The sequence below is a fragment of the Streptomyces yokosukanensis genome, assembly GCF_001514035.1.
Classification (GTDB): Bacteria; Actinomycetota; Actinomycetes; order Streptomycetales; family Streptomycetaceae; genus Streptomyces; species Streptomyces yokosukanensis.
Map to the genome: position 1 here is coordinate 117,258 of NZ_KQ948219.1, position 23,123 is coordinate 140,380.

Here is a 23,123-nt window from a genome sequence, read left to right on the forward strand (position 1 = left end):
AGCTGCCGCCGTTCGGCGGGAGTTGGGGGGGGAAGCAACCGGTTGCAGACCAGCGGGGAGGGGGCCTCGCTCATGAATCGGTGCCGAGGGGGGCATCATGCAACCGGAAGGTCGCCGTCCTGTGTCTGTGAAGTGGGGAAGACATGAGGGCTGCGGACTACCACTGAACCGTGCGCGCGGGCTTAAGGGGAGCCGGCCGGGCACGGCCAAGCACCGACGAAACACGCGGTGACCTGCGTGTGGGGGGAATGACTCATGACGTCGACGCCGACGGGCGCCGGGCCGAGCCACGCTCACGACGATCCGTCACAGACCACACAGCTCAGGGCTGTCAGCCACCGGACGGGCCAGTTCCGCCGGATACGGAAGAGCCTGCCGAGATACGACTACGAGCACTACAGCCGGCTCGCGGGCCCCCTCACCCAGCCCGATCCGACCAAGCCGTACCGGGTGCAGTACCGGTCGCTGCTCTCGCAGGAGCCGCACCGGGTCCGCGCCGCGCTGATGCTGGGCGCGGCACCCCTGCTCTCCCTGGTGCTGCTGTTCTGGCTGCTCCAGCCCGAGCACTGGACGCAACGCGACTATCCCGCCTACGACTTCCTGCCGGCCCTCGACACCGTCATGCTCGTCTCGATCGGCCTGATCGAGTTCTTCCGCTGCATGAACGTGCTGTCCAACGCGCACGCCACGCTCGTCGCCCGCGACCCGGTCCCGGTGGTCCCGCAGACCGGCACCCGCGTCGCCTTCCTCACCTCCTTCGTGCCCGGCAAGGAGCCGCTGGAGATGGTGACGAAGACCCTGGAGGCGGCGGTGAGACTGCGCCACCGGGGCCTCATGCACGTATGGCTGCTGGACGAGGGCGACGACCCGGCCGTCAAGGAGGTCTGCGCCCGGCTCGGCGTCCATCACTTCACCCGCAAGGGCGTCGCCCACTGGAACCAGGCCAAGGGCCCGCACCGTGCGAGGACCAAGCACGGCAACTACAACGCCTGGCTGGCGGCGCACGGCGACGGCTACGACTTCTTCGCCTCCGTGGACACCGACCACGTACCGCTGCCCAACTACCTGGAGCGGATGCTCGGCTACTTCCGGGACCCGGACGTCGGCTTCGTCATCGGACCGCAGGTCTACGGCAACTACGACACGTTCGTCACCAAGGCCGCCGAGTCCCAGCAGTTCCTCTTCCACGCCCTGATCCAGCGCGCCGGCAACCGCTACGGCGCCCCGATGTTCGTCGGCACCTCCAACGCGGTGCGGATCAGCGCGCTCCGGCAGATCGGCGGGCTGTACGACTCGATCACCGAGGACATGGCGACCGGCTTCGAGATGCACCGCGCGAAGAACCCGGCGACGGGGAAGAAGTGGAAGTCGGTCTACACCCCGGACGTGCTCGCCGTCGGCGAGGGCCCTAACGCCTGGACGGACTTCTTCACCCAGCAGCTGCGGTGGTCCCGGGGGACGTACGAGACGATCCTCAAGCAGTACTGGAAGGGCCTTTTCACCCTGGGGCCGGGCAAGTTCTTCAACTACACGATGATGATCGTCTTCTATCCGATGTCCGCCCTCAACTGGATCCTCGCGGCGCTGAGTTGCGCGCTGTTCCTGGGCCTGGGCGCCTCGGGTGTGAACATCGACCCGACCGTGTGGCTGATGCTGTACGGCAATGCCTCGGCGCTCCAGATCGGCCTGTACATCTGGAACCGGCGGCACAACGTCTCCCCGCACGAGCCGGAGGGCTCCGGCGGTGTCGCGGGCATGGTGATGTCGGCCCTGTCCGCGCCGATCTACGCACGCTCCCTCATGGACGCCGTACTGCGCCGCAAGAGCAGGTTCGTGGTGACGCCCAAGGGTGAATCGGCGAGCCCCGACACGTTGTTCGGGACGTTCCGCATCCACTGGTTCTTCATCCTGGTCTTCGCCGGCTCGCTCGCCGCCGGCTTCGCGCTCGGGCACTCCCAGCCCGCGATGATCACCTGGGCGTCCTTCGCCCTGCTGATCACCGCCTCGCCGATCTTCGCCTGGCGGTACACGCTGCGCCAGGAGCGCAGGAGCACCCGGCGCTCGGCCGGTTCGCCCGCCTCGCCCGCGCAGCCGCCGGCCGCGGTGCCCGCGCCGTACGCGGCCCGCGCGCCGCACGTCCCGCAGCAGCGGCCCACCTGGGCGAGCGCGGGGCACGGGGAGCGGGGAGCGGACCGCGGCGGGGACGACGAGCAGACCATGCAGATCGCCCTCGGCGGACTCGGCGGACTTGGGGGACGTGAGAAATGAAGGACCAGGCCGGCCACCGTCGTGCCCGCAGGCTCGCGATCGGTACGGCGGTGGTACTCGCGCTGGCCGGGATGAACGGGCCGTGGGTGTACCGCTTCGGCACCGCGCAGTACCACCAGTACAAGATCAACAGACCCGAGTACAAGGCCGCGAACGGCCACTGGGACATCATCGAATTCCCTCCGGAGTACCGCCAGGACACCATCCACGCGGCGCTCCTGCACACCGGCAAGGTGCTGCTGGTGGCGGGTTCGGGCAACAACCAGGCCAACTTCGACAAGAAGAAGTTCGACACCCGGATCTGGGACCCGGTCAAGGGCACGATCAAGAAGATCCCCACGCCCAACGACCTGTTCTGCACCGGGCACACACAGCTGGCCAACGGCAATCTGCTGATCGCGGGCGGCACCAAGCGGTACGAGAAGCTCAAGGGCGATGTCACCAAGGCCGGCGGCCTGATGATCGTCCACAACGAGAACCCCGACAAGCCGATCACCCTGCCGGCGGGCACCAGCTTCACCGGGAGGACCAACGGCAGGACGTTCGTGTCCAAGGACCCGGTGCTGGTCCCGCGCGCGAAGAAGGTGTTCGACCCGGGTACGGGCGCGTGGCTGCGCAACGACCCGGGGCTCGGCCGGATCTACGTCGAGGCGCGGGCGAGCGGCACCGCGTACGAGACCGGCACCCAGGACAACTACACGATCAAGGGCCTGACCGGCGCCGACGCACGCAACACGTACGGCATCGCGCAGAAACTCGCCCTGGACAAGAAGGACTTCCAGGGCATCCGCGACGCCTACGAGTTCGATCCGGTCGCCGAGCGGTACATCAAGGTCGATCCGATGAACGAGGCCCGCTGGTATCCGACGCTGACGACCCTGTCGGACGGCAGGGTCCTCGGCGTCTCCGGCCTCGACGACATCGGTCAGCTGGTGCCGGGCAAGAACGAGATCTTCGACCCGAAGACCAGGAAGTGGACGTACACGAAGAAGATCCGGCAGTTCCCGACGTATCCGGCGCTGTTCCTGATGCAGAACGGGAAGATCTTCTACTCGGGTTCGAACGCGGGGTACGGGCCGGACGACGTGGGCCGGGATCCCGGCATCTGGGACGTCGACACCAACCGGTTCACCAAGCTGCCCGGACTGAGCGATCCGAAGATGATGGAGACGTCCGGGACCGTGCTGCTGCCTCCGGCGCAGAACGAGAAGTTCATGGTGGTCGGCGGCGGTGGCGTCGGTGAGTCCAAGCTGTCGAGCAGGAAGACCCGGCTCATCGATCTGAAGGCCCGGAGTCCCGAGTTCGTGGACGGGCCCGAGCTGGCGAAGGGGACCCGCTATCCGCAGACCTCGATCCTGCCCGACGACACGGTTCTGGTGAGCGGGGGCTCGCAGGACTACCGGGGCCGCGGCGACTCGAACATCCTTCAGGCGCGGCTGTACCACCCGGACAGCAACAGCTTCACCCAGGTCGCCGATCCGCTGGTGGGGCGCAACTACCACTCCGGGTCGATCCTGCTGCCGGACGGGCGGGTGATGTTCTTCGGGTCCGACTCGCTGTACGGGGACAAGGCGAACACCGAGCCGGGGAAGTTCGAGCAGCGGATCGAGATCTACACGCCGCCGTATCTGTACCGGGACTCCCGGCCTTCGCTCAGCGGTGGTCCGCAGACGATCGCCCGCGGCGCCTCGGGCACGTTCACGTCGGATCACGCGTCGAGCGTGAAGAAGGTGCGGTTGATCCGGCCGAGTGCGTCGACGCATGTGACGGACGTGGATCAGCGGTCCGTCGCGCTGGACTTCAGGACGTCCGGGGACAGGATCACGGTGACGGTGCCGAGGAATCGGGACCTGGTGCAGTCCGGGTGGTACATGGTGTTCGTGGACGACGACCAGGGGACGCCGTCCAAGGCTCAATGGGTCAGGGTTCCTTGAGTCACCTGCTGCTCTCGGCGAGGGCGAGTGCGTAACTCGCCCACCAGTTCCCCGCCTTCGGGCCCCCCTTGCAGGTGCCGTCGGACTCTCCCGGTCGCTTGACCCAGAGGTAGGCGTCGACCAGCGGGTCCGCGGTCCTGGTCGTCGGGGTCTCGCCCAGGGCCCGGCCCGGTGGGTTGCACCACCGCTGGGCCGGGTCGCCGGCCGTGTAGGGGCCGTTGCCGTTGCGGCTGGTGTCGATCACGAAGTGCTTGCCGCCCACCTTCGACGACAGCTGCTTGCCGTAGGCGATGGAGTCCTGGGTGGAGTAGAAGTTGGAGACGTTGACGGAGAAGCCGTCGGCCTGGTCGATGCCGGCCTGCCCGAGGCGCTGGAAGATCTGGTCGGGGTGGCCCCAGCCCGCGTTGCCCGCGTCCAGGTAGACCTTGGTGTTCTGCAGTGACTTGAGCTTGGCGACCGCACCCTTGAGGAGGTCGTAGCGCTCCTCCTGGAACTGGGCCGGGGTGCAGCCGTCGACGAGGTGGAGCACGGCGTCGGGTTCGAGGATCACGATGGTGGGACGGTCCTCGATGCCCCGGGCGACCGCGTCGATCCAGGCGCGGTAGGCGTTGCCGTCGGCGGCGCCGCCCTGGGAGTACTGGCCGCAGTCGCGGTGCGGGATGTCGTAGAGGACGAGCAGGGCCGTGCGGTCGGACTTCTCGGCGGCCTCGGTGAAGCCGCGGGCCTCCTGCTCCGGGTTCTCCGGGCCGACCCACTCCCCCACCGGCTGCTCGGCGATCTTCCGGATCTGTTCGGCCTTCGTCTTGTCGCCGGACGTGGTGTACGCGGCGAGCTGACGGGCCGCGGTGCCGTCCGGGTTGACCCAGAACGGGTCGGCGGCCTTGGACTGCTGGGTGATCCGGCCCCCGGGATCCCCGTTCTTGTCACTGCCTCCGGAGGAGCATCCGGCGAGCAGCAGCAGCGCTCCCAGCACCGCCGCCGCCGACGCCCGCGCGGAAGAACGGGCCCCCCTGCTGTCGTCCATACGAATCCCCCTGATCCCCCTGGGCGAACCGGTCAGGGTGCAATCGTGGCATGTCCGGCCGGTCCGTCACGAGGTCGCGTGGCGGGGCGTACGGGGGTCATCGGGTGGTTCCGGTGAGGTACGCGGACACCACCACATTGGCCGTGTAGCTGTGGCTGGCCCGGTCGAAGGTGCCGCCGCAGGTGATGAGGCGGAGTTCGGCGCGGCCGGCCCGGTGGGGGCCGTAGGCCTGGTGGGCGTCGAAGCCGACGCGGGGCAGGACGCGGACGTCGTCGACGGTGAACGCGGCGACCTTGCCGTCCGAGCGGACCACCCGGACCGTGCTGCCGGGCTGGAGCGTGCTGAGCTTGTAGAAGACCGCGGGCCGGGTCGTGGTGTCGACGTGCCCGACCAGCAGGGCCGCGCCCCGGGCGCCGGGCTTGGTGCCGGCGCCGTACCAGCCGACCACGCCCGGCTGGTCGAACGGCGGTGGGTCCACGGCGCCCTGGGCGTCCAGGCCCCGGCTCACCACCGGTGCCCGCACACCGAGCCGGGGGATGTCGACGCGCCGGGGCAGGGCGTCCCCGAGCGGCTCGGCGGCGCGGGGCAGCAGCGCGGGGTCCACGGGCCCGAGGGCGAACGCGTCCCCCGTGGCGGGGCCGCCCGTGCCCTGCGGTACGCCGGTCAGCGCGCGCCCCCACAGCCACAGCCCGAGCAGCAGCAGCGCCCAGGCCAGGACGGTGGTCAGCCGGCCGGGGAGGGTGGGGTGCTCGTGGTCGTCGGACATGGGCCGCCTTCAGCGCGTGTTGCGGCTCCGACGGGCGCGCAGCCCGACGGCCACCGCCGCGATCCCGGCGAGGGCCAGGCCGGACACCGCCCGGGCGGTGTCGGGCCCGGACTCGGTGGTGGCCACCGTGGCGAAGTGCGCGGTGCCGCCGCCGCCCGCGTGGACGGGGGCGACGGGCGAGGCGTCGTCGCCGGGCTCACGGCCGGCGTTCCCGTCCTGCCCGGACCCCCGGCCGCTGCCCGTCGCCCCGGTCGCCCCCGTTCCTCCCGTCCCCTTGCCGGCCACCGTGATCCTCCCGCTGATCACGTAGTCGGCGCAGGTGACCCGGACGTCGTACGCGCCCGGTGCGAGGGAGGAGCGGACGCGGGTCTCGCCGGACAGGGAACCCTGGCTTCCGGTCAGCCGGGCGTCGCTGACGAAGGCGCTGGAGACGGCGGTGCCCTGGGACCCTGAGCAGCCGCTGACCCGCAGGGCCACATCGGTGCCGGGGGCGGGGGAGGCGGGGGTCACGGAGACCGAGCCGGTGTCGGCGGCGTGGGCGGGCGAGGCGAGTGCGGCGACGGCCAGGATTCCGGTACAGAGAGTGAGGCGTAGTGAGCCCATCGTGAACCTCCAGTTATCAGGAGGCTCCCCCGGCTGGGGCGCTCCCGCATCCTCGGGAGGCGCCCCGTTGCTCCGAACGGGTGGACCGGGTGTGGAAGCGGCAGGTCAGACCAGGTCGACCAGGTCGGCGATGGAGTCGACGACCCGCGAGGGACGGAAGGGGTAGCGGTCGACGTCGGCGGGCTGGGTGACACCGCTGAGCACCAGGAAGGTGCGCATGCCGGCCTCCAGGCCCGCGAGGACGTCGGTGTCCATGCGGTCGCCGATCATCGCGGAGGTCTCGGAGTGGGCGCCGATGGCGTTGAGACCGGCCCGCATCATCAGCGGGTTGGGCTTGCCGACGAAGTACGGCTTCTTGCGGGTGGCGGCGGTGATCAGGGCGGCGACCGAGCCGGTGGCGGGCAGGTCGCCCTCGGTGGACGGGCCGACGTTGTCGGGGTTGGTGGCGATGAACCGGGCGCCGTCGTTGATCAGCCGCACGGCCTTGGTCAGGGCCTCGAAGGAGTAGGTGCGGGTCTCGCCGAGGATCACGAAGTCGGGCTCGTGGTCGGTGAGGATGTAGCCGATGTCGTGCAGCGCCGTGGTCAGCCCGGCCTCGCCGATGACGTAGGCGCTGCCGCCGGGCCGCTGGTCGTTGAGGAACTGGGCGGTGGCGAGCGCCGAGGTCCAGATGTTCTCCACCGGGACTTCCAGGCCCATGCGGTTGAGCCGGGCGTGCAGGTCGCGGGCCGTGTAGATGGAGTTGTTGGTGAGTACCAGGAAGGGCCGCCCGGACTCGCGCAGCTTCTTCACGAAGGCGTCGGCGCCAGGGATCGGCACCCCTTCGTGGATCAGGACGCCGTCCATGTCGGTGAGCCATGACTCTATGGGCTTGCGGTCGGGCATGGTGTGCGTCTCCTGGCGTGCGTACGGTCAAGAAGCGGGGGCGCCGGAACCACGGCGTACCGACGCCCCCAGCCTAGTCAGGACGGCCCTGTGGCGGACCTGGTCAGGACTGGCTGATCCGCACGTCGTCGATCACCCAGTACCAGTTGTTCCCTCCCGTGTAACGGAAGCGGACCCGGACGCTGCTCGCGCCGGCCGGGACCTGGAGGGTGACGGTCTCGGTGCGGGAGGGCACGTCGGCGGTGTACGTCTTCACGCCGACCGGGGCGGCGCCGTCGTAGGAGACGAGCACCTCGCCCTTCTGCGGGGACTCCTGCCGGTAGTAGGTGGTGTACGCCAGGGTCGCCGGGCGTCCGCCGGTGACCGGGTAGGCGGGGCTGACCAGGGTGGAGTCGAAGCTGCCGGTGAGGGACTTGTCGCTCCACTCGTCGCCGTCGGCGACCGCGAAGACGCCTCGGGCGCGGACGTTGCACTCGCGGTTCTGGTCGCGCTGGGCCTGGGTCCAGAACTCGTCGGTGGTGAAGGACCAGCCGCGCCACTCGGTGACACCGCCGGTGCCCATCGCGGAGTTGTCCACGGACCAGCCGGCGGGCGGGGTGTGGGTGAAGCCCAGGATGCTCGCCGGGATGCCGGTCTCGTCGACGCGGGACTGCAACCGGCCGCGCAGGGAGTCGAAGTCGTCGGGGGTGGGCTGCTGCACCGGGCGGCCGTCGAGGCCCCAGGCGGGGTCGAGGGCGACGCCGAGGTGGGCGAGGGCGGAGACGGCCACGTCGGGCATCTTCACGTCGTGGCGGACCGATCCGGCCGCCAGGGCACTGCCGACGGCGATCATGAAGGTCTGGCGCTCCTGCAGGGTGGAGCCGCCGTGGCCGCCGGGGTCGGTGTGGCCGTGGTCGGCGGTGATCATGATCAGCCAGTCCTCGGAGCCGTACGACGGACGGGCCTTGACCGCGGCCACCATCTGCCCGACCTGGGCGTCGGCGCCGTGGATGGCGTCCAGGTACTGCTGGGAGGCGGCGCCGTAGCTGTGGCCCGCGTGGTCGATGTTGTCGAGCTGGACGAAGACCGCGTCCGGGTCGGCGTCCCGCAGCTGGGCGACCGCGCGGGAGGCGGTGCCGGTGTCGTACTCGGCGCCCGGGGTGGAGACCCGGGTGTCGACCTTCGCCGAGAAGACCGTGTCGGTGATCGGGGCCCAGGAGGAGACCGCGTAGGTGTGCAGGGCGGAGTTCGCGGTCTCGGCGCGGGTGAGGAAGTCGGGGTACAGGTCGAAGCGGGCGCCGGTGAAGTTGTTGTCCTTGACCATGTGCTTGTCCGGCCAGACGCCGGTGATGATCGTGGACCAGCCCGGGCCGGACAGGGTCGGCGCGAGCGGGTTCGCGTAGATGCTGCTGGGCGCGGTGAGACCGGCCGCCATCAGGGCGTCCAGGTTCGGCGCGTCGGCGTCCTCGACACGGCTGAGCAGACAGCCGTCCAGGCCGATGACCAGCACCTTCGGCTTACGGGTGGCCGCGCGGGCGACGGCGCCGAGCGGGCCTGCCGAGGCGGCCACCACGGCGGCGGAGACGAGGAACGTACGGCGGGACATGCGGGACGACACGGAGGGCCTCCGTAGGTGAGGGGATGAACGTGTGCGTGCGGGCATGGCAACGCCCCCGGTGGTGCCAGGGGCGTTGCGGTGATACGCGGTACTTTGTGAACGCGGGCCGGTCGGACCCCCGCAGGGGTCAGCTGCCGGTGGCCGACTTCCAGTCCTCGACGTACGAGGTCAGGTTCTTGTCGATGTCGTTCCAGTCGGGCGTGAAGAGGTCCACGCCGTCCATGAGCTTGGTGAGGGCGATGGCGTTGGCGTCGGTGGCCTTCACGTCCTGGCGGGAGGCGAAGCCGCCGCCGATCTCGCTGACCTCCTGCTGCTGCTTCTGGGCGAGCATGAAGTCGAGCAGCTTCTTGCCGTTCTCGCTGTGCGGGGCCTTGGTGACCAGGCCGGCCGCGTAGGGCAGGGCGAAGGTGGTGGGCTTGCCGTCCTTGCCGGCCGGGAACCAGAGGCCGAGGTTCGGCATGGTCTTGGACTGGGCGTAGTTCATCTGCACATCGCCGTTGGCGACGAGCAGTTCACCCTTGTCGACCTTGGGGGCGAGCTTGCCGGTGGAGGCGGACGGGCCGACGTTGTTGGCCTGGAGCTTCTTCAGGTAGGCGAGGGCCTGCTCCTTGCCGCCGAAGTCGTGCATGGCCTTGATCAGCACGGCGGTGCCGTCACCGGCGACACCCGGGGTGGAGTACTGCAGCTTGTTCTTGTACTTGGAGTCGAGCAGCTCGTCCCAGGTCTTGGGGGCCTGCTTCAGCTCCTTCTTGTTGTAGACGAAGCCGAAGTAGTTGTCGACGACGGAGGTCCAGGTGCCGTCGATGGACTTGTCGGCGCCGCTGACCTGGTCGGCTTCCTTGGGGTCGTACTTCTCCAGCAGGCCCTTGTTGTCGGCCTCCTGGATGAAGGGCGGGAGCGTGACCAGCACGTCGGCCTGCGGGTTGCTCTTCTCGCGGACGGCGCGCTGCACGATCTCGCCGGAACCGCCCTCGACGTACTTGACCTTGATGCCGGTCTGCTTGGTGAAGTCCGCGAAGACCTTGTCGTACCAGCCGTCGCCGTTCTCGCCCTTCAGGCCGTCGGCGCTGTAGACGGTGACTTCCTTGGCGTTCGAGGCGGAGGAGGAGCCGCCGCAGGCGGACAGCGCGGGGGTGGCGAGGAGAGCGAGGGCTACGGCGAGCGTGATACGGGTTCTGGGCATGGCGAGGCCAACTCCTGGCATTCTCACGGGGATTACAGGGGTCGTGGGGGTGCGGGGGGATGCGGGGGGTCAGCGGTACGACGCCCGGGTGCGGACCCGGGAGACGGCGAACAGGACGAGCAGGGTCGCGGCCATCAGCACCACGGCGACGGCGGAACCGGTGAACAGGGCGCCGCGGTCGGTGGCGCCGTAGATCAGGAGTGGAAGTGGGGTCCAGTCGGGCGGATAGAGCATCATCGTGGCGCTCAGCTCGCCCATGGAGAGGGCGAAGCAGAGGCCGGCGGCGGCGGTCAGGGACGGCAGCAGCAGAGGCAGCCGCACCCGCCACAGCACGTAGGAGGGCCGGGCGCCGAGGGAGGCGGCGGCCTGTTCGTAGGCCGGGTCGAGGCGGGTGATCGCCGCCGACACGGACTGATGGGCGAAGGCCGTGACCAGCACGGTGTGCGCGAGGATCACGATCCACCGGGTGCCGTTGAGCAGCATCGGCGGCTTGGAGAACGCCACCAGGATCGACAGCCCGACGACGACGGAGGGCACGGCGACCGGCAGCACGAACAGCGCGTCCATGATCCGCCGGTACCGCTTCTTCAGCGCCGCCCCGGCCAGCGCGGCCCAGGTGCCGACGGCCAGCGCGAGCAGGCTGGCCCCGGTGGCGGTGAGCAGGCTGGTGGTGAGCGCCTGCAGGGCCTCGCCGCGGGTGGCGGCACGGTAGTTGGCCGTGGTCAGGTCCGAGGGCAGGACGCTGGACCAGTGGGTGGCGAAGGAGGCGCCGAGGACGACGAGGAGGGGAAGGGCGAACAGCGGCACGAAGAGCAGCAGGAACACCGCCCATACGGCCCACTTGGCCCCCCGGCTATGCACCAGCACGACGGCTCACCACCCGGTAGAGGCTGTAGAGCCCCACGGAGATCAGGACGTTGACGACGGCGACCACGCACGCGCCCGGATAGTCGGACTCCAGGATCGCCTTGCTGTAGACGAGCATCGGCAGGGTGGTGACCCCCTTCGCGCCGGTGAAGAGCACGATGCCGAACTCGTTGAGACACAGGACGAGGACGAGGCTTCCGCCGGCGGCGAGGGCGGGCAGCGCCTCGGGCAGGATCACCTGCCGCACGATCCGCGGTGCCCGCGCCCCCAGCGAACTGGCCGCCTCCAGCTGTGCGGTGTCCAGCTGCGAGAAGGCGGCGAGCAGCGGTCGCATCACGAACGGCGTGAAGTAGGTGACCTCCGCCAGCAGCACGCCCCAGGGCGTGGTGAGGAACTGGAACGGTCCGCTCGCCGCGCCGGTCAGATCCGTCCACGCCCCGTTCGCCATGCCGACGCTGCCGTAGATGAACAGCAGCGACAGGGTGATCAGGAAGGACGGGAAGGACAGGAACACGTCGATGAACCGCGACACCGCCTTCGCCCCGGGGAACGGCACGAACGCGATGACCAGCGCCAGCAGGAAGCCGAGCACCAGGCAGCCGACGGTGGAGGCCGCGGCCAGCCAGACGGTCGTCCACAGCGCGTGCCGGAAGGCGTCGGAGGCGAACACGTCGGTGTACGGCTGCAGCGAGGTGCCGCCGCTGTCCGGCTGGAAGGACTGCTGGACGACGAGGGCGAGGGGGTAGAGGAAGAAGAGGGCGAGGGCGGCGACGGGGGGAAGCGCCCACAGGAGCGTCCCCGAGGAGCGCGGGGCCGTGCCCGATCGGTGGCTGCCGCCGCTCGGGCGCGACCAGCCGCCGACGACCCGCGTGTTCCGGGCGGTGTCAGCCATGGCTCACCCCGGCAGGGAGCAGCACCGCGTCGTCGGAGGCGAAGTGCAGGGCCACCACGTCCCCGAGCGACGGCGGGTCCTTCAGCTCCCGCAGGTCGGCCATCACGCTGTGCCCGTCGACCTCGACGTACAGCCGGTGCGTGGCCCCGCGCCACTGGATCTCGGTGACCGTGCCGACGAGCCGGTTGGGGCCTTCGCCGAGCCCGACCAGGTGCGGCCGTACGCACAGGGTGGCCCGCGCGCCGGCGAGCACCCCGCTCGTGTCGACCTTCAGCTCGGCGCCCGCGAAGGAGACACCCGCGCGGCCCACGGTCACCGGCACCAGGTTCGCGCCGCCCACGAAGGAGGCGGTGAACTCGTCGGCCGGGGAGCGGTACAGCTCCTTCGGTGTGCCGCAGGCCTGCAGCCGCGCCTTGTCCATGACGGCGATCCGGTCGGCCAGGGTCAGCGCCTCGACCTGGTCGTGGGTGACGTACAGCATCGAGACGTCGGGCAACTCACGGTGCAGCCGGGCGAGTTCGGCGAGCATCCCGGAGCGCAGCTGGGCGTCGAGCGCGGACAGCGGCTCGTCCAGGAGCAGCACGTCCGGCCGGATGGCCAGCGCGCGGGCGATGGCGACGCGCTGCTGCTGTCCGCCGGACAGCTCGCGCGGGTGGCGGCGGGCGTAGGCGGCCATGCCGGTCATCTCCAGCGCCTGGGCGACCCGCTGCCGCGTCTCGCTCTTGGCCGTCCTGCGGGCCTTGAGCCCGAAGGCCACGTTCTCGTCGACCCGCATGTGCGGGAAGAGCGCGTACTGCTGCACGACCATACCGATGCCCCGCTGGTACGGCGGCAGGTCCGTCACGTCCCGGCCGCCGAGGAGCACCCGCCCGGACACGGGCCGCACGAACCCGGCGACCGCCCGCAGCGCGGTGGTCTTGCCGGAGCCGGACGGTCCGAGCAGCGCCATGACCTCGCCGGGCTCGACGGTCAGGTCGAGCGAGTCGAGGACGACGTTGCCGTCGTAGGCGACGGTGACGGAATCGAAGCGGATGCCCATCTCAGCGCGCTCCCGACAGCAGGGCGGGCAGCGCGGCGACGGAGTCGAGGACGTGCGTGGCGCCGGCGGCGCGGAACGCCTCGTCGTCGTGGGCGCCGGTGCGGACGCCGGCGACCACCGCGGCCCCGGCCCGTACACCGCTGAGCACGTCGTAGGAGGTGTCCCCGACGACGGCGACCTGGGTCACGTCCTCGGCGGCCTTGGTGCGCAGGAAGGCCTCGAGGACCATGTCCGGGTACGGTCGGCCGCGCCCGCCGGCGTCGGCCGGGCACAGGGTGAGCGAGACGGGGAACGAGGAGCCCTGCCAGCCGAGGGCGGCGAGGATGGCGTCCTGGGTGACGCGGGCGAAGCCGGTGGTCAGCACGACGGTGCGGCCGCTCGCGGCGAGTTCCTCGATGGCCTCGCGGGCGCCGGGGACGGGGGCGATCAGACCGCCGTTCACCAGGTCGCCGTACGCCTTCTCGAAGGCGGTGTTGGCGCGCTGGGCGCGCTCCTCGTCGCCGAACAGGTGCCGGAAGACGGAGATCTTGGACTCGCCCATGGTCGCGCGGACGTAGGCGAGGTGCTCGGCGTGCTCGGCGGAGCCGGGCTCGACGCCCAGTTCGGCCGCGGCGGCGGCGAAGGCGCGCTCGACGAGGCCGCCGTCGGCGACGGTGGTGCCCGCCATGTCGAGGACGACGAGACGGATGTCGGTCACGGTGTTGTCGGTCATGGTGCTCACCAGCCCAGTTCGTTCGCGGTCTTTTCGGCTATCGCCGGCGAGCAGGTCATGCCGCGCCCACCGGGCCCGGTGACCAGCCACACGCCGTCGCTCACCTGCTGCCGGTGCACGACCCGGCTCTTGTCGGTGCACTGCGCGTACACGCCGGCCCAGCGGCGGCGGATCTTCGGCAGCGGCCGGCCGAGGAGGGACTCGACGACCCCGACGAGGTGGTCGTAGGGGTCCTCGACGGTGTCGAAGGCGAAGGGGTGCTCGTACTCGTGGGTGTCGCCGATGGTCAGTCCGCCGTCGGCGCGCTGCACCATGAGCAGCTGCATCTTGTGGTCGGCGGCGGTCTGCGCCTGCGGCTGGCCGGCGTTGAGCGCGTCCAGTGCGGGGGAGGCGTAGGCCGGGTAGTAGCGGAAGCTGTCGGCGTCCGCGACCGAGGTGGTCAGCGGCTCGCCCAGCGGGGCGGTCTGCATCATCTGCAGCCGGACCCGGCGCACCGGCAGGTCGGGGCCGGCCAGCTCGCGGACGAGTCCGCCGAGCCAGGCGCCGGTGCACAGCACGACGGCGTCGGCCTCGTGCACGTCCCCGTGGTCGTCGCGCACCGTGCCGGCGCCGACCACGTCGCGGACCTCGCGGCCCGGCAGGAAGGTGTAGTTCGGGGACTTCAGCAGTTCCTCGCGCAGGGCGAGCTGGGCCGTGCGCGGCTCGACGGCGGCGTCGCGCTCGCAGTACAGGGCGGCGTCGAACTCACCGCGCAGGGCGGGGTTGAGGGCCCGTGCCTCGCCGGGGGTCAGCAGCTTGTAGCCACGGGCGGCGGCGTCCGGGCGGGCCACGGCGGACTCGGCGACGGCGGACTCGAGGTCTCCGCGCACCGGGGTCAGCGAGCCGTTGGCCCGGAAGCCCAGCTTCGGCACGCGCCCGCCGATCTCCTCCCACAGCTCCCGCGCCCGCAGCGCGGTCTCCAGTTCTTCTCCGCCCGCGCGGCCACTGACCCAGATCTGCCCGAAGTTGCGCAGCGAGGCGCCGCGCGCCTCCGCCTCACGCTCGATCTGGACGACCTGATGGCCACGTTTCACTGCATGCCAGGCGTGCATGGTGCCCACTACGCCTGCTCCGACGACTGTCACTCTCACGACGTCAACGCTCCTCGGAATCGGGTAACCGGAAGGGTCCGGCTGACAACGAGAGCGTGAACGACCCATCACGTTTGGGCTAGACCCGTTATCTTCTCGTGATATTCACGGGCGGTCGAGAAGAGTGTCGATGGGTGATTTCAGGCCGTTTTCCGCCCTTGGGTCGGGCGGTGATCAGCCACCGAGATGCGCCGTGAAGGAGAACCGGTCGCCGCGGTACAGGGTGCGCACCCGCTCCAGCGGTCGCCCCTCGGTGTCCCGCGAGACCCGGTGGATCAGCAGCATCGGCAGGGCCGGCGGGGTGCCGATGAGCAGCGCCTCCCGGGGGGTGGCCAGCACGGTCTCGATGCGCTCGTCGGCGTCGCCGAAGTCGATGCCCTGGGCCTTCAGATAGGCGTAGAAGGAGGAGTCCGGGTCGAAGTCGCCGCGCAGACCCGGTACCCGCTCGACGGAGACGTAGGTGCTCTCCAGGCCGACCCGCTCGTCGTCGGCGAGCAGCACGCGCTCCAGGTGCCAGACGGGCTCGCCCCGGGTGAGCCCGGTCTCGGCGGCGAGGGGCTCGGGGCAGGGGAAGCGGTCGAGGGTGACGAGCGTACGGCCCGGGGTGCGGCCCTGGCGGCGCACGCCCTCGGTGTAGCTGGCGAGGGACAGCGGCTGGGCGAGCTTGGGCCCGGCGACGACGGTCCCGCGCCCTCTTCGCTGCAGCCGGCCCTCCAGCACCAGCTCGCGCACGGCCTGCCGCACGGTCTCGCGGGCGACGTCGTACCGCTCGGCGAGATCCCGCTCGGTGGGGATGACACTGTCCTGCCCCAGTTCGTCCAGCAGCGCGGCGATCCGTGCCTTCACCGCGTAGTACTTGGGGATGCGCCCGTGCTCGGGAATTCCGGAGCGGACGGGGGCGCCGGGGGCCTGGTCGTTCGGGTAGTCCACGCAGGGATCGTCGCAGACGGGGGGCGAGTTGCTCGTACGGCCCCCGGTCCCGCGGCCGGGACCGGGGGCCGGTCCGGGCCGGTCCGCCGGGGCTCCGCCCGGTCGGCGCAGTTCGCCCCGGCGGGCGATTCGGCCCCGCCCGGCCGCGGCGCGGGGCACCGTCACGCGTCGCCGTCACGCAGCGCCGTCACGCATCGCCTCGACCGAACAACGGCCGCAGCAACAGCTGCGCGGCGCCCTCGGCCACGGCCCGTTCCCCGCCTGCGGCGACCCGGACCGGCACCTCGGCGCCGAGCGCCCCCTCGCGCCGGGCCCGCGCGTCGAGCACCTCGCCGACCCCCCGTACGAAGACGTCCGGCTCCCCCGTGATCGTCCGCCCCCCGAGCAGCACCACGTCGATGTCCAGCAGCCCCACCAGATTCGCCGCCGCCACCCCCAGCACACGCGCCGCCTCCGCCGGCTCCCCCCGCCCCACCGCCGCCAGGCACAGCGCCTCCACACAGCCCCGGTCGCCGCACTCGCACGGCGGCCCGTCGAGCTGAATCACCTGGTGCCCGAACTCCCCCGCCCCGGTCCGCGGCCCCCGATGCACACGCCCACCGATCACCAGACCGGCACCGAGCCCCGTACCGAGGTGCAGATACGCGAAGGAACCGCCCTCGCCGCCCGCCGACAGGCCGAGCGCCGCGGCGTTCGTGTCCTTGTCCACCACGACCGGCACCCCCAACCGCGCCCCGAGCACGTCCCGCAGCGCGAACCCGTCCCACTCGGGGAACCCGGTCATCCGGTGCAGCACACCGCTGGTGTGATCGAGCGGGCCCGGCAGCGCCACGCCCACCCCGAGCAGCGTCCCCACGCCGGCGAGCCCGTCGTCGTCGAGGCCCAGTCCGTCCCCCACCAGCCCCTCCACCGCACCGGCGACCGTCCCGAGCACGGATTCGGCCCCGGCCCCCAGGTCCAGTCCCGCCCGCCGCTCCCCGACCACCGCCCCGTCCAGATCGACCAGCACCACCCGCAGCTCGTCCCGGTCGAGATGCACCCCCACCGCGTGCCCGGCCTCCGGCACCAGCCGCAGCACGGTCCGCGGCTTGCCCCCCGTCGACGCACGCAGCCCGGCCTGTGCGGCGAACCCCTCCTCGCGCAGCCGCGCGGTGATCTTGCTGACGGCCTGCGGGGTGAGCCCGGTCCGCTCGGCCAGTTCCAGCCGGCTGATGCCGTCCGCCCCGGCGTCCCGCAGCAGCCCCAGCACCAGCGCGGCGTTGTGGCTGCGCACGGCGCCGAGATTGGCCCCCGTCGGCCCGCCGCCCCCGGGCGCCGACGCCGCCCCCGATCCCATGCCCATCCCCGTGCCCGTACCCGTCCCCGTCCTCGTGCTGTTCACGTCACCCATTCTCCCCACCACTTGCACTTTGGCAACAGCGTTGCGAAAGTGGAGCCCATGACTGCTACCCCCCTCCGCGTCGGACTGATCGGCTACGGTCTCGCCGGCTCCGTCTTCCATGCCCCGCTGATCGCCGCCACCGAGGGCCTCGCCCTGGACACCGTGGTCACCTCCGACCCGGAGCGGCAGCGGCAGGCCCGCGCCGAGTTCCCGGACGTGACGCCCGTCGCCGGTCCGCAGGAGCTGTTCGACCGCGCGGACGGACTGGACCTGGTCGTCATCGCCTCTCCGAACAGGACGCACGTCCCCCTCGCCACCGCCGCCCTCGAGGCGGGCCTGCCGGTCGTCGTCGACAAGCCGGTCGCCGGCACCGCGGCCGAGGCCCGCGCCCTCGCCGCCCTCGCCGAGGAGCGCGGCCTGCTGCTGTCCGTCTTCCAGAACCGCCGCTGGGACAACGACTTCCTGACCCTGCGCAAGCTGCTGCAGGACGGCGAACTCGGCGACGCCTGGCGCTTCGAGTCCCGCTTCGAGCGCTGGCGCCCGCAGCCCAAGGGCGGCTGGCGCGAGTCCGGCGACCCGGCAGAGATCGGAGGTCTGCTCTACGACCTCGGCAGCCATGTCGTCGACCAGGCCCTGGTGCTCTTCGGCCCGGCCACCGAGGTGTACGCGGAGACCGACGTCCGCCGCCCCGGCGCCGAGACCGACGACGACACCTTCATCGCGCTCACCCACGCGAACGGCGTCCGCTCCCACCTCCACGTCTCCGCGACCACCGCCCAGCTCGGCCCCCGCTTCCGGGTCCTCGGCTCACGGGCCGGCTACGTCAAGTACGGCCTGGACCCGCAGGAGGCGGCCCTGCGCGAGGGCGACCGCCCCGGCACCACCGCCGACTGGGGCACGGAGGACGAGTCCCTGTGGGGCCGCGTCGGATCCGGCCAGTCGCCGGTGACCGGCGGGGGCACCCCCGTGCCGACCCTGCCCGGCGACTACCCCGCCTACTACGCGGCCGTCGCCCGCGCCCTGGCCGGCGCCGGCCCCAACCCGGTGACCGCGCTGGAGGCGGCCGCCGCCCTCGACGTACTGGAAGCGGCCCGCCGGTCCGCCCGGGACAAGGTGACGGTGACCCTCTGATGTCCCGGACCGCCCCCGACACCGCCCCCGGCACCGCCCCCGAACCCGCCCCGTCCGTGCAGGAGTTGGAAGCGCAGGAACGCCGCCTGGTCCTCCGGCGGTTCACCTGCGACGACGCCTGGGCCCTCGGCTCGCTCCTGGTCGAGCTGGCCCGGGAGCGCCGGGCTCCCCTCGCCATCGGCATCCACCGCGCCGGCCGGCAGCTCTTCCACGCGGCCCTGCCGGGCTCCACCCCGGACAACGACGCCTGGATCGCCCGCAAGCGCCGGGTGGTGGAGCGCTACGGCGCCTCCTCCTACCTGGTCGGCGCCCGCTTCCGCGCCAAGGGCACGACGTTCGAGGACTCCTCCCGCCTGGACCCCGACACCTATGCGGCCCACGGCGGCTCGTTCCCGATCCGCGTCGAGAACGTGGGCGTCATCGGCGCGGTGACCGTCTCCGGCCTGCCCCAGCTGGAGGACCACCGGTTCGTGGTGGAGGCGTTGGAGCAGTTCCTGGACGGCTGATCGGGGATTATCAGGAGGCACCCTCCGGTTGGCACTGACGTCACATGCGTCACGGCAGCGCCCCGACCGGAGGGAATCCAGCTCATGAGCGACACCCCGAACCTTCTCAAGGAGTCCATCGGCCGGTACGGCATCTGGAGCCACGGCCTGCGCGACGAGGACCCCTCCCTGCGTGCCGAGATCGGCGACACCGCGGCCGAGCTGGAACAACTCGGCTACGGCGCCGTCTGGCTGGGCGGCAGCACCGCCGCCCGGCACGCCGTACCGCTCCTGGAGACGACGTCGACGCTGGCGGTCGGCACCAGCATCCAGAGCATCTGGCAGTACGAGGCCGCCGAGAGCGCCGCGGCCTTCGCCGAGGTCGAGGCCGCCCACCCCGGCCGCTTCGTGCTGGGCCTCGGGATCAGCCACGCCAAGCTCCACGAGCAGTACCGGCGCCCGTACTCGGCTCTGGTGGCCTACCTCGACGCGCTGGACGAGGCCGGGGTGCCCGCGAACCGCCGGGTGCTGGCCGCCCTCGGCCCGAAGACCCTCGATCTCGCCGGCACCCGCGCGGCCGGCGCGATCCCGTATCTGGTCACCCCCGAGCACACGGCCCGGGCCCGCGAGATCCTCGGCGGCTCCGCGCTGCTGGCCCCGGAGTTCAAGGTCGTCCTGGAGAGCGATCCGGGCAAGGCCCGCGCCGCCGCCCGCGACGTCCTCGCCCGGTATCTCGCCCTCCCCAACTACACCGACACCTGGCTCCGCCTGGGCTTCACCGAAAAGGACCTGGAGGACGGCGGCAGCGACCGCCTGGTCGACGCCTTCTTCGCCTGGGGCGACGAGAGCAGGATCCGCTCCCGCATCGAGGCCTTCCACGAGGCGGGCGCCGACCACGTGGCCCTCCAGGTGATCGACGCCGGTTCCCACGAGGGCCTGCCCCGTAAGGCGTGGAGGCGGCTGGCCGCACTGCTGGGGTGAGCGCGGACGCCCGAGGGGCCCGAGGAACTGCGCGCGCGGCCGCGGACCACCCGCGGCCGACGACGGAGCCGCGGTTCCCCGGCGCTCCCCGGCCAGGCGTCTACGCGTCCTTGAGTTCCTGCCGCTGCCGGCCGAGCCCCGAGATCTCCAGCTCGACCACGTCCCCGGCCTTCAGGTACGGCTTCGGCTCCGGCTGCCCCATCGCCACCCCCGCCGGCGTCCCCGTGTTGATGACGTCCCCGGGGTAGAGCGTCATGAACTGGCTGACGTACCGCACGACCTCCGCCACGGGGAAGATCTGCTGGGCCGTCGTACCGTCCTGCTTCAGCTCCCCGTTGACCCACAGCCTCAGCGACAGGTCCTGCGGGTCGGCGATCTCGTCGGCCGTCACCAGCCACGGTCCGAGCGGGTTGAACGTCTCGCAGTTCTTGCCCTTGTCCCAGGTCCCGCCGCGCTCGATCTGGAACTCCCGCTCGGAGACGTCGTGCGCCAGCGCGTACCCGGCGACGTGCGCGAGCGCCTCCTCGGCCGAGTCCACATAGCGGGCCGTACGTCCGATGACGACGGCCAGCTCCACCTCCCAGTCGGTCTTCACCGAACCGCGCGGGACCAGCACCGTGTCGTTCGGCCCGACCACCGTGTCCGACGCCTTGAAGAAGACGACCGGCTCGGCGGGCGGCTCGACACCCGTCTCGCGGGCGTGGTCGTGGTAGTTCAGCCCGATGCACACGACCTTCCCGATGCGGGCGAGCGGCGGCCCGATCCGCAGTCCGGTCGCGTCGAGCGCGGGCAGCTCGCCGGCCCCGGCCGCCGCCCGTACCCGGCCGAGCGCGTCCTCGTCGGCGAGGAGCGCGCCGTCGATGTCGTCCACGATGCCCGACAGGTCCCGAAGGGTCCCCTCGGCGTCGAGCAGCGCGGGCCGCTCGGCCCCGGCCGTACCGACTCGCAGCAGCTTCATGGTCACCATCTCCCTCGATCGCGGGCGCCCGGACCGATGGGTGCAGCCATCGGAGGACTGGTCGATCCTCCAATCGCACAGTCCAGTCCGCAAGACCCTGTTCACGTACTGGACCGTAACCACGCTCTGACCTGCCAAGCGGCTCTCCCTACCGGTAGAGGAAGGCCCGCTCCGCCGCGCTCCAGGTCGTACTGGTCACGACGTAGAGCGCGGCGGCGAGCGGGACGACCGCGACGGTGACGAGCGTGAAGAACGACATGAACGGCATGACCTTGTTGATCACGCCGAGCCCCGGCGCCTGCCCGGCGCCCACGGCGACCGGACTGTCCGCCATCGTCCGCTTGGTACGCCGGTAGTTGAAGGCGGCGACGGCCGCGACGAGAGCGAAGAGCCCGAGGTAGACCAGCCCGGCGGCGCCGAACGGCCCGCCGGCGCCGAGCGCGTCGGCCCACTTCCCGCCGAGCGGCGCCCCGAGCAGCTGATGGGAGAGCAGCCCGTCCGCCCCGCCGCCGATCGTCGAACTGGAGAAGAGGTGGTAGAGCAGGAAGAAGGCGGGCAGTTGGAGCAGGCCGGGCAGGCAGCCGGAGAGCGGCGAGACCTGTTCCTCGGCGTGCAGATCCAGCACCGCCCGCTGCAGCCGCTGCGGATCCTCGGCGTGCTTCCTGCGCAGCTCGGCGATCCTCGGCTGGAGTTCGGCGCGGGCACGCTGGCCGCGGGCGGCGGCGCGGGACAGCGGGTGGACGAGGAGTCGTACGAGCGCGGTGAACAGGACGATCGCGGCGGCGGCCGCGGAGGCGTGGAAGAGCGGCTGGAGCAGGTCGGCGAGGTGCTCGACCAGACCGGCGAAGACAGAGAAGACGGAAGAGAAGACGGACATGAGCGGGTGAGCCCTCCGGGGGTCTCGTCGTGCCGAGATGCGCCGGAACGGCGCAGCGGTGCAGAGCGGCATGACGACCCGCGCGGGGTCACGTACGCAGGAGTGCGGTGGGACGTGCCCTACGCGGCGGTCGCCGGCAGGGCGTGTCCGGGTGCCCTGGGCCGGCGCCGGCCGGGCGCGTCGGGATCGCGCTGCGGCAGGAAGGCCGTACGCCGTGCCCGGTCGCGGATCGCCGTGCGCACCCGGGTGGGCGGGACGGCGGGCGCGCTGCGGGCGGCGAGAAGGGAGCAGAGGGTGAGCGCGGAACCGACGGCGGCGGTCGCGGCGAGGGCCACGGTCGCGGTCAGATTGCCGACGTCGAGCAGCATGACCGGCAGCAGCAGGAGCAGCAGCGGGGCGAGCGCACGCGAGCGCGTGAGACTGCGGACCACTCGGCTCCCCTCCCCTCGGTCACAACTGTCCATCTCCGTCCGCCCTTTATACCCGACCAGCGGGAACTCGGGCACGGCCGCTGCCCGTGACGACCGAAACCCGCTCGCCCCGCCGGGCCGGTGACGGACAATGTGCGGGCCCGCCGCCACCGTCCGCCACGACCGAAGGGGCCCCACGTGCCGCGCACGCCCACCTGTGTCCTCGGCGACACGTCGCCCACACGCGCCGAGGACGGGCACGCGGTGGACCGGTTCGTCGAGATCGGCTCCTTCACCAAGGTGCTCACCGGTACGGCGCTCATGCGGATGGCCGCCGCGGGCCTGCTCGACGTCGACGACCCCGTCGAACGCCGGCTGCCCGCCGCCGCGGGCACCGGCATCACGCTGCGGCATCTGGCCGAGCACACGTCGGGGCTGCCCCGCCTGCCACCCGGCACCGGCGGCCGCGATCCGTACGCCGCGTTCGACGCCGACGCGCTGCGCCGGCTGCTCGGCCGGCTGGACGGCGTCGTGGTCCGGCCGCCGGGGCAGCAGGAGGAGTACTCCAACCTCGGGTACGCCGTGCTGGGCGCGGCGCTGGTCGCCGCGTCCGGCGCCGCCTACGAGGAGCTGCTCGCCGAGCACGTCCTGCGGCCGCTGGACGTCCATGAGGTGAGCGTGCGCCCCGAGGCCGACCGGCGGCTGCTCGCTCCCGGGCTCCTCGGCAGGGACCGCAGGCCCTGGACCATGGACGGGGCGATCCTGCCCGCGGGCGGTCTGTGGGCCACCCCCCGCGCGGTCGCCGATCTGCTGGTCCGGCTGGTGATCGAGCGGCGGCTGGGCGATCCCGCCCCCTCCTGGCAGAGGGCCGGCGCGCTGCACTGGCACAACGGCGCGACCCGCCACGCCTCCGTCTTCGCCGGGGCCATGGCGGACGGCCGCTGGGTGGTCGTGCACCGGCTGGGCGGCCGGTCGGACGGCACCGACCGGATGGGCGTCGACCTGCTCAGGGGCGACCGCTCGCCGGCCTCCTGAGCGACTCGGGGGTGCCGTCAGCGACTCGGGGGCGC

22 protein-coding genes are annotated in these 23,123 nt (G+C 71.8%); 6 read left to right on the forward strand and 16 right to left on the reverse strand.

The genetic code is table 11. The features are described from left to right. Positions 1-255 precede the first annotated feature (255 nt). Positions 256-2,268: a glycosyltransferase family 2 protein gene (locus AQI95_RS31145; protein ID WP_067131398.1), complete on the forward strand. Its 2,013-nt coding sequence runs from the start codon at positions 256-258 to the stop codon at positions 2,266-2,268. Beyond that, a complete protein-coding gene (gene glxA, locus AQI95_RS31150; RefSeq protein WP_067131401.1) occupies positions 2,265-4,202 on the forward strand; it encodes a radical copper oxidase GlxA in 1,938 nt (645 codons plus the stop codon). The genes AQI95_RS31145 and glxA overlap by 4 nt, the downstream gene beginning before the upstream one ends. 1 nt (position 4,203) lies before the next feature. Here the strand turns inward: glxA and AQI95_RS31155 are convergent, their stop codons facing one another. From AQI95_RS31155 to AQI95_RS31215, 13 genes are all read right to left on the reverse strand, one after another. Continuing rightward, the gene (locus tag AQI95_RS31155; protein ID WP_067131405.1) at positions 4,204-5,226 is read right to left on the reverse strand and encodes a glycoside hydrolase family 6 protein; all 1,023 of its coding nucleotides are present in this window, start codon (positions 5,224-5,226) and stop codon (positions 4,204-4,206) included. 97 nt (positions 5,227-5,323) lie between these two features. Continuing rightward, on the reverse strand, positions 5,324-5,992 hold the full coding sequence (locus tag AQI95_RS31160; protein WP_067131407.1) for a class F sortase: 669 nt from the start codon (positions 5,990-5,992) through the stop codon (positions 5,324-5,326). Positions 5,993-6,001: 9 nt separating this feature from the next. Beyond that, positions 6,002-6,595, reverse strand: coding sequence for a hypothetical protein (locus AQI95_RS31165; RefSeq protein WP_067131410.1), 594 nt, complete (start codon positions 6,593-6,595; stop codon positions 6,002-6,004). Positions 6,596-6,700: 105 nt separating this feature from the next. After that, positions 6,701-7,480 carry an HAD-IIA family hydrolase gene (locus tag AQI95_RS31170; RefSeq protein ID WP_067131413.1) on the reverse strand — a complete coding sequence of 260 codons (780 nt, stop codon included), beginning with the start codon at positions 7,478-7,480 and terminating at the stop codon, positions 6,701-6,703. Between the two features lie 103 nt (positions 7,481-7,583). Continuing rightward, entirely contained in the window at positions 7,584-9,065 is a 1,482-nt protein-coding gene (locus AQI95_RS31175; protein ID WP_079071558.1) for an alkaline phosphatase family protein, read from the reverse strand. Between the two features lie 139 nt (positions 9,066-9,204). Next, a complete protein-coding gene (locus AQI95_RS31180; protein WP_067131416.1) occupies positions 9,205-10,260 on the reverse strand; it encodes a 2-aminoethylphosphonate ABC transporter substrate-binding protein in 1,056 nt (351 codons plus the stop codon). 69 nt (positions 10,261-10,329) lie between these two features. Beyond that, a complete protein-coding gene (locus AQI95_RS31185) occupies positions 10,330-11,127 on the reverse strand; it encodes an ABC transporter permease (RefSeq protein ID WP_067131420.1) in 798 nt (265 codons plus the stop codon). Beyond that, on the reverse strand, positions 11,114-12,019 hold the full coding sequence (locus tag AQI95_RS31190; RefSeq protein ID WP_067131423.1) for a 2-aminoethylphosphonate ABC transporter permease subunit: 906 nt from the start codon (positions 12,017-12,019) through the stop codon (positions 11,114-11,116). The genes AQI95_RS31185 and AQI95_RS31190 overlap by 14 nt, the downstream gene beginning before the upstream one ends. After that, positions 12,012-13,058, reverse strand: a complete 1,047-nt coding sequence (locus AQI95_RS31195) for an ABC transporter ATP-binding protein (protein WP_067131428.1) — start codon at positions 13,056-13,058, stop codon at positions 12,012-12,014. The genes AQI95_RS31190 and AQI95_RS31195 overlap by 8 nt, the downstream gene beginning before the upstream one ends. Position 13,059: 1 nt before the next feature. After that, positions 13,060-13,770 (reverse strand): phosphonatase-like hydrolase, encoded by a 711-nt coding sequence (locus tag AQI95_RS31200; RefSeq protein WP_067131851.1) that lies wholly within the window; start codon positions 13,768-13,770, stop codon positions 13,060-13,062. 5 nt (positions 13,771-13,775) lie between these two features. After that, the gene (locus AQI95_RS31205; RefSeq protein WP_067131431.1) at positions 13,776-14,900 is read right to left on the reverse strand and encodes a TIGR03364 family FAD-dependent oxidoreductase; all 1,125 of its coding nucleotides are present in this window, start codon (positions 14,898-14,900) and stop codon (positions 13,776-13,778) included. Positions 14,901-15,074: 174 nt separating this feature from the next. Next, on the reverse strand, positions 15,075-15,830 hold the full coding sequence (locus AQI95_RS31210; protein ID WP_067131434.1) for a GntR family transcriptional regulator: 756 nt from the start codon (positions 15,828-15,830) through the stop codon (positions 15,075-15,077). Positions 15,831-16,017: 187 nt separating this feature from the next. Further along, the gene (locus tag AQI95_RS31215) at positions 16,018-17,172 is read right to left on the reverse strand and encodes an ROK family transcriptional regulator (protein WP_067131437.1); all 1,155 of its coding nucleotides are present in this window, start codon (positions 17,170-17,172) and stop codon (positions 16,018-16,020) included. A 96-nt stretch (positions 17,173-17,268) separates the two neighbouring features. Between AQI95_RS31215 and AQI95_RS31220 the strand changes: the two genes are divergently transcribed. The 3 genes from AQI95_RS31220 to AQI95_RS31230 all read left to right on the forward strand — a co-directional run bounded on the left by AQI95_RS31220 (position 17,269) and on the right by AQI95_RS31230 (position 19,808). Next, positions 17,269-18,342: a Gfo/Idh/MocA family protein gene (locus tag AQI95_RS31220; RefSeq protein ID WP_067131439.1), complete on the forward strand. Its 1,074-nt coding sequence runs from the start codon at positions 17,269-17,271 to the stop codon at positions 18,340-18,342. After that, positions 18,342-18,848 carry a heme-degrading domain-containing protein gene (locus AQI95_RS31225; RefSeq protein ID WP_067131442.1) on the forward strand — a complete coding sequence of 169 codons (507 nt, stop codon included), beginning with the start codon at positions 18,342-18,344 and terminating at the stop codon, positions 18,846-18,848. Before AQI95_RS31220 ends, AQI95_RS31225 begins: the two co-directional genes overlap by 1 nt. A gap of 84 nt (positions 18,849-18,932) precedes the next feature. After that, the gene (locus tag AQI95_RS31230) at positions 18,933-19,808 is read left to right on the forward strand and encodes an LLM class F420-dependent oxidoreductase (RefSeq protein ID WP_067131445.1); all 876 of its coding nucleotides are present in this window, start codon (positions 18,933-18,935) and stop codon (positions 19,806-19,808) included. Between the two features lie 100 nt (positions 19,809-19,908). Here the strand turns inward: AQI95_RS31230 and AQI95_RS31235 are convergent, their stop codons facing one another. The 3 genes from AQI95_RS31235 to AQI95_RS31245 all read right to left on the reverse strand — a co-directional run bounded on the left by AQI95_RS31235 (position 19,909) and on the right by AQI95_RS31245 (position 22,107). After that, positions 19,909-20,766 carry a fumarylacetoacetate hydrolase family protein gene (locus tag AQI95_RS31235; protein WP_067131854.1) on the reverse strand — a complete coding sequence of 286 codons (858 nt, stop codon included), beginning with the start codon at positions 20,764-20,766 and terminating at the stop codon, positions 19,909-19,911. A 148-nt stretch (positions 20,767-20,914) separates the two neighbouring features. Next, positions 20,915-21,643 (reverse strand): YidC/Oxa1 family membrane protein insertase, encoded by a 729-nt coding sequence (locus tag AQI95_RS31240; protein WP_067131448.1) that lies wholly within the window; start codon positions 21,641-21,643, stop codon positions 20,915-20,917. A 119-nt stretch (positions 21,644-21,762) separates the two neighbouring features. Then, entirely contained in the window at positions 21,763-22,107 is a 345-nt protein-coding gene (locus AQI95_RS31245; protein WP_067131452.1) for a DUF6412 domain-containing protein, read from the reverse strand. A gap of 144 nt (positions 22,108-22,251) precedes the next feature. Here AQI95_RS31245 and AQI95_RS31250 point away from each other — a divergent pair, with 144 nt between their 5' ends. Further along, positions 22,252-23,088 (forward strand): serine hydrolase domain-containing protein, encoded by an 837-nt coding sequence (locus tag AQI95_RS31250; RefSeq protein WP_067131455.1) that lies wholly within the window; start codon positions 22,252-22,254, stop codon positions 23,086-23,088. The last annotated feature ends 35 nt before the right edge of the window (positions 23,089-23,123 follow it).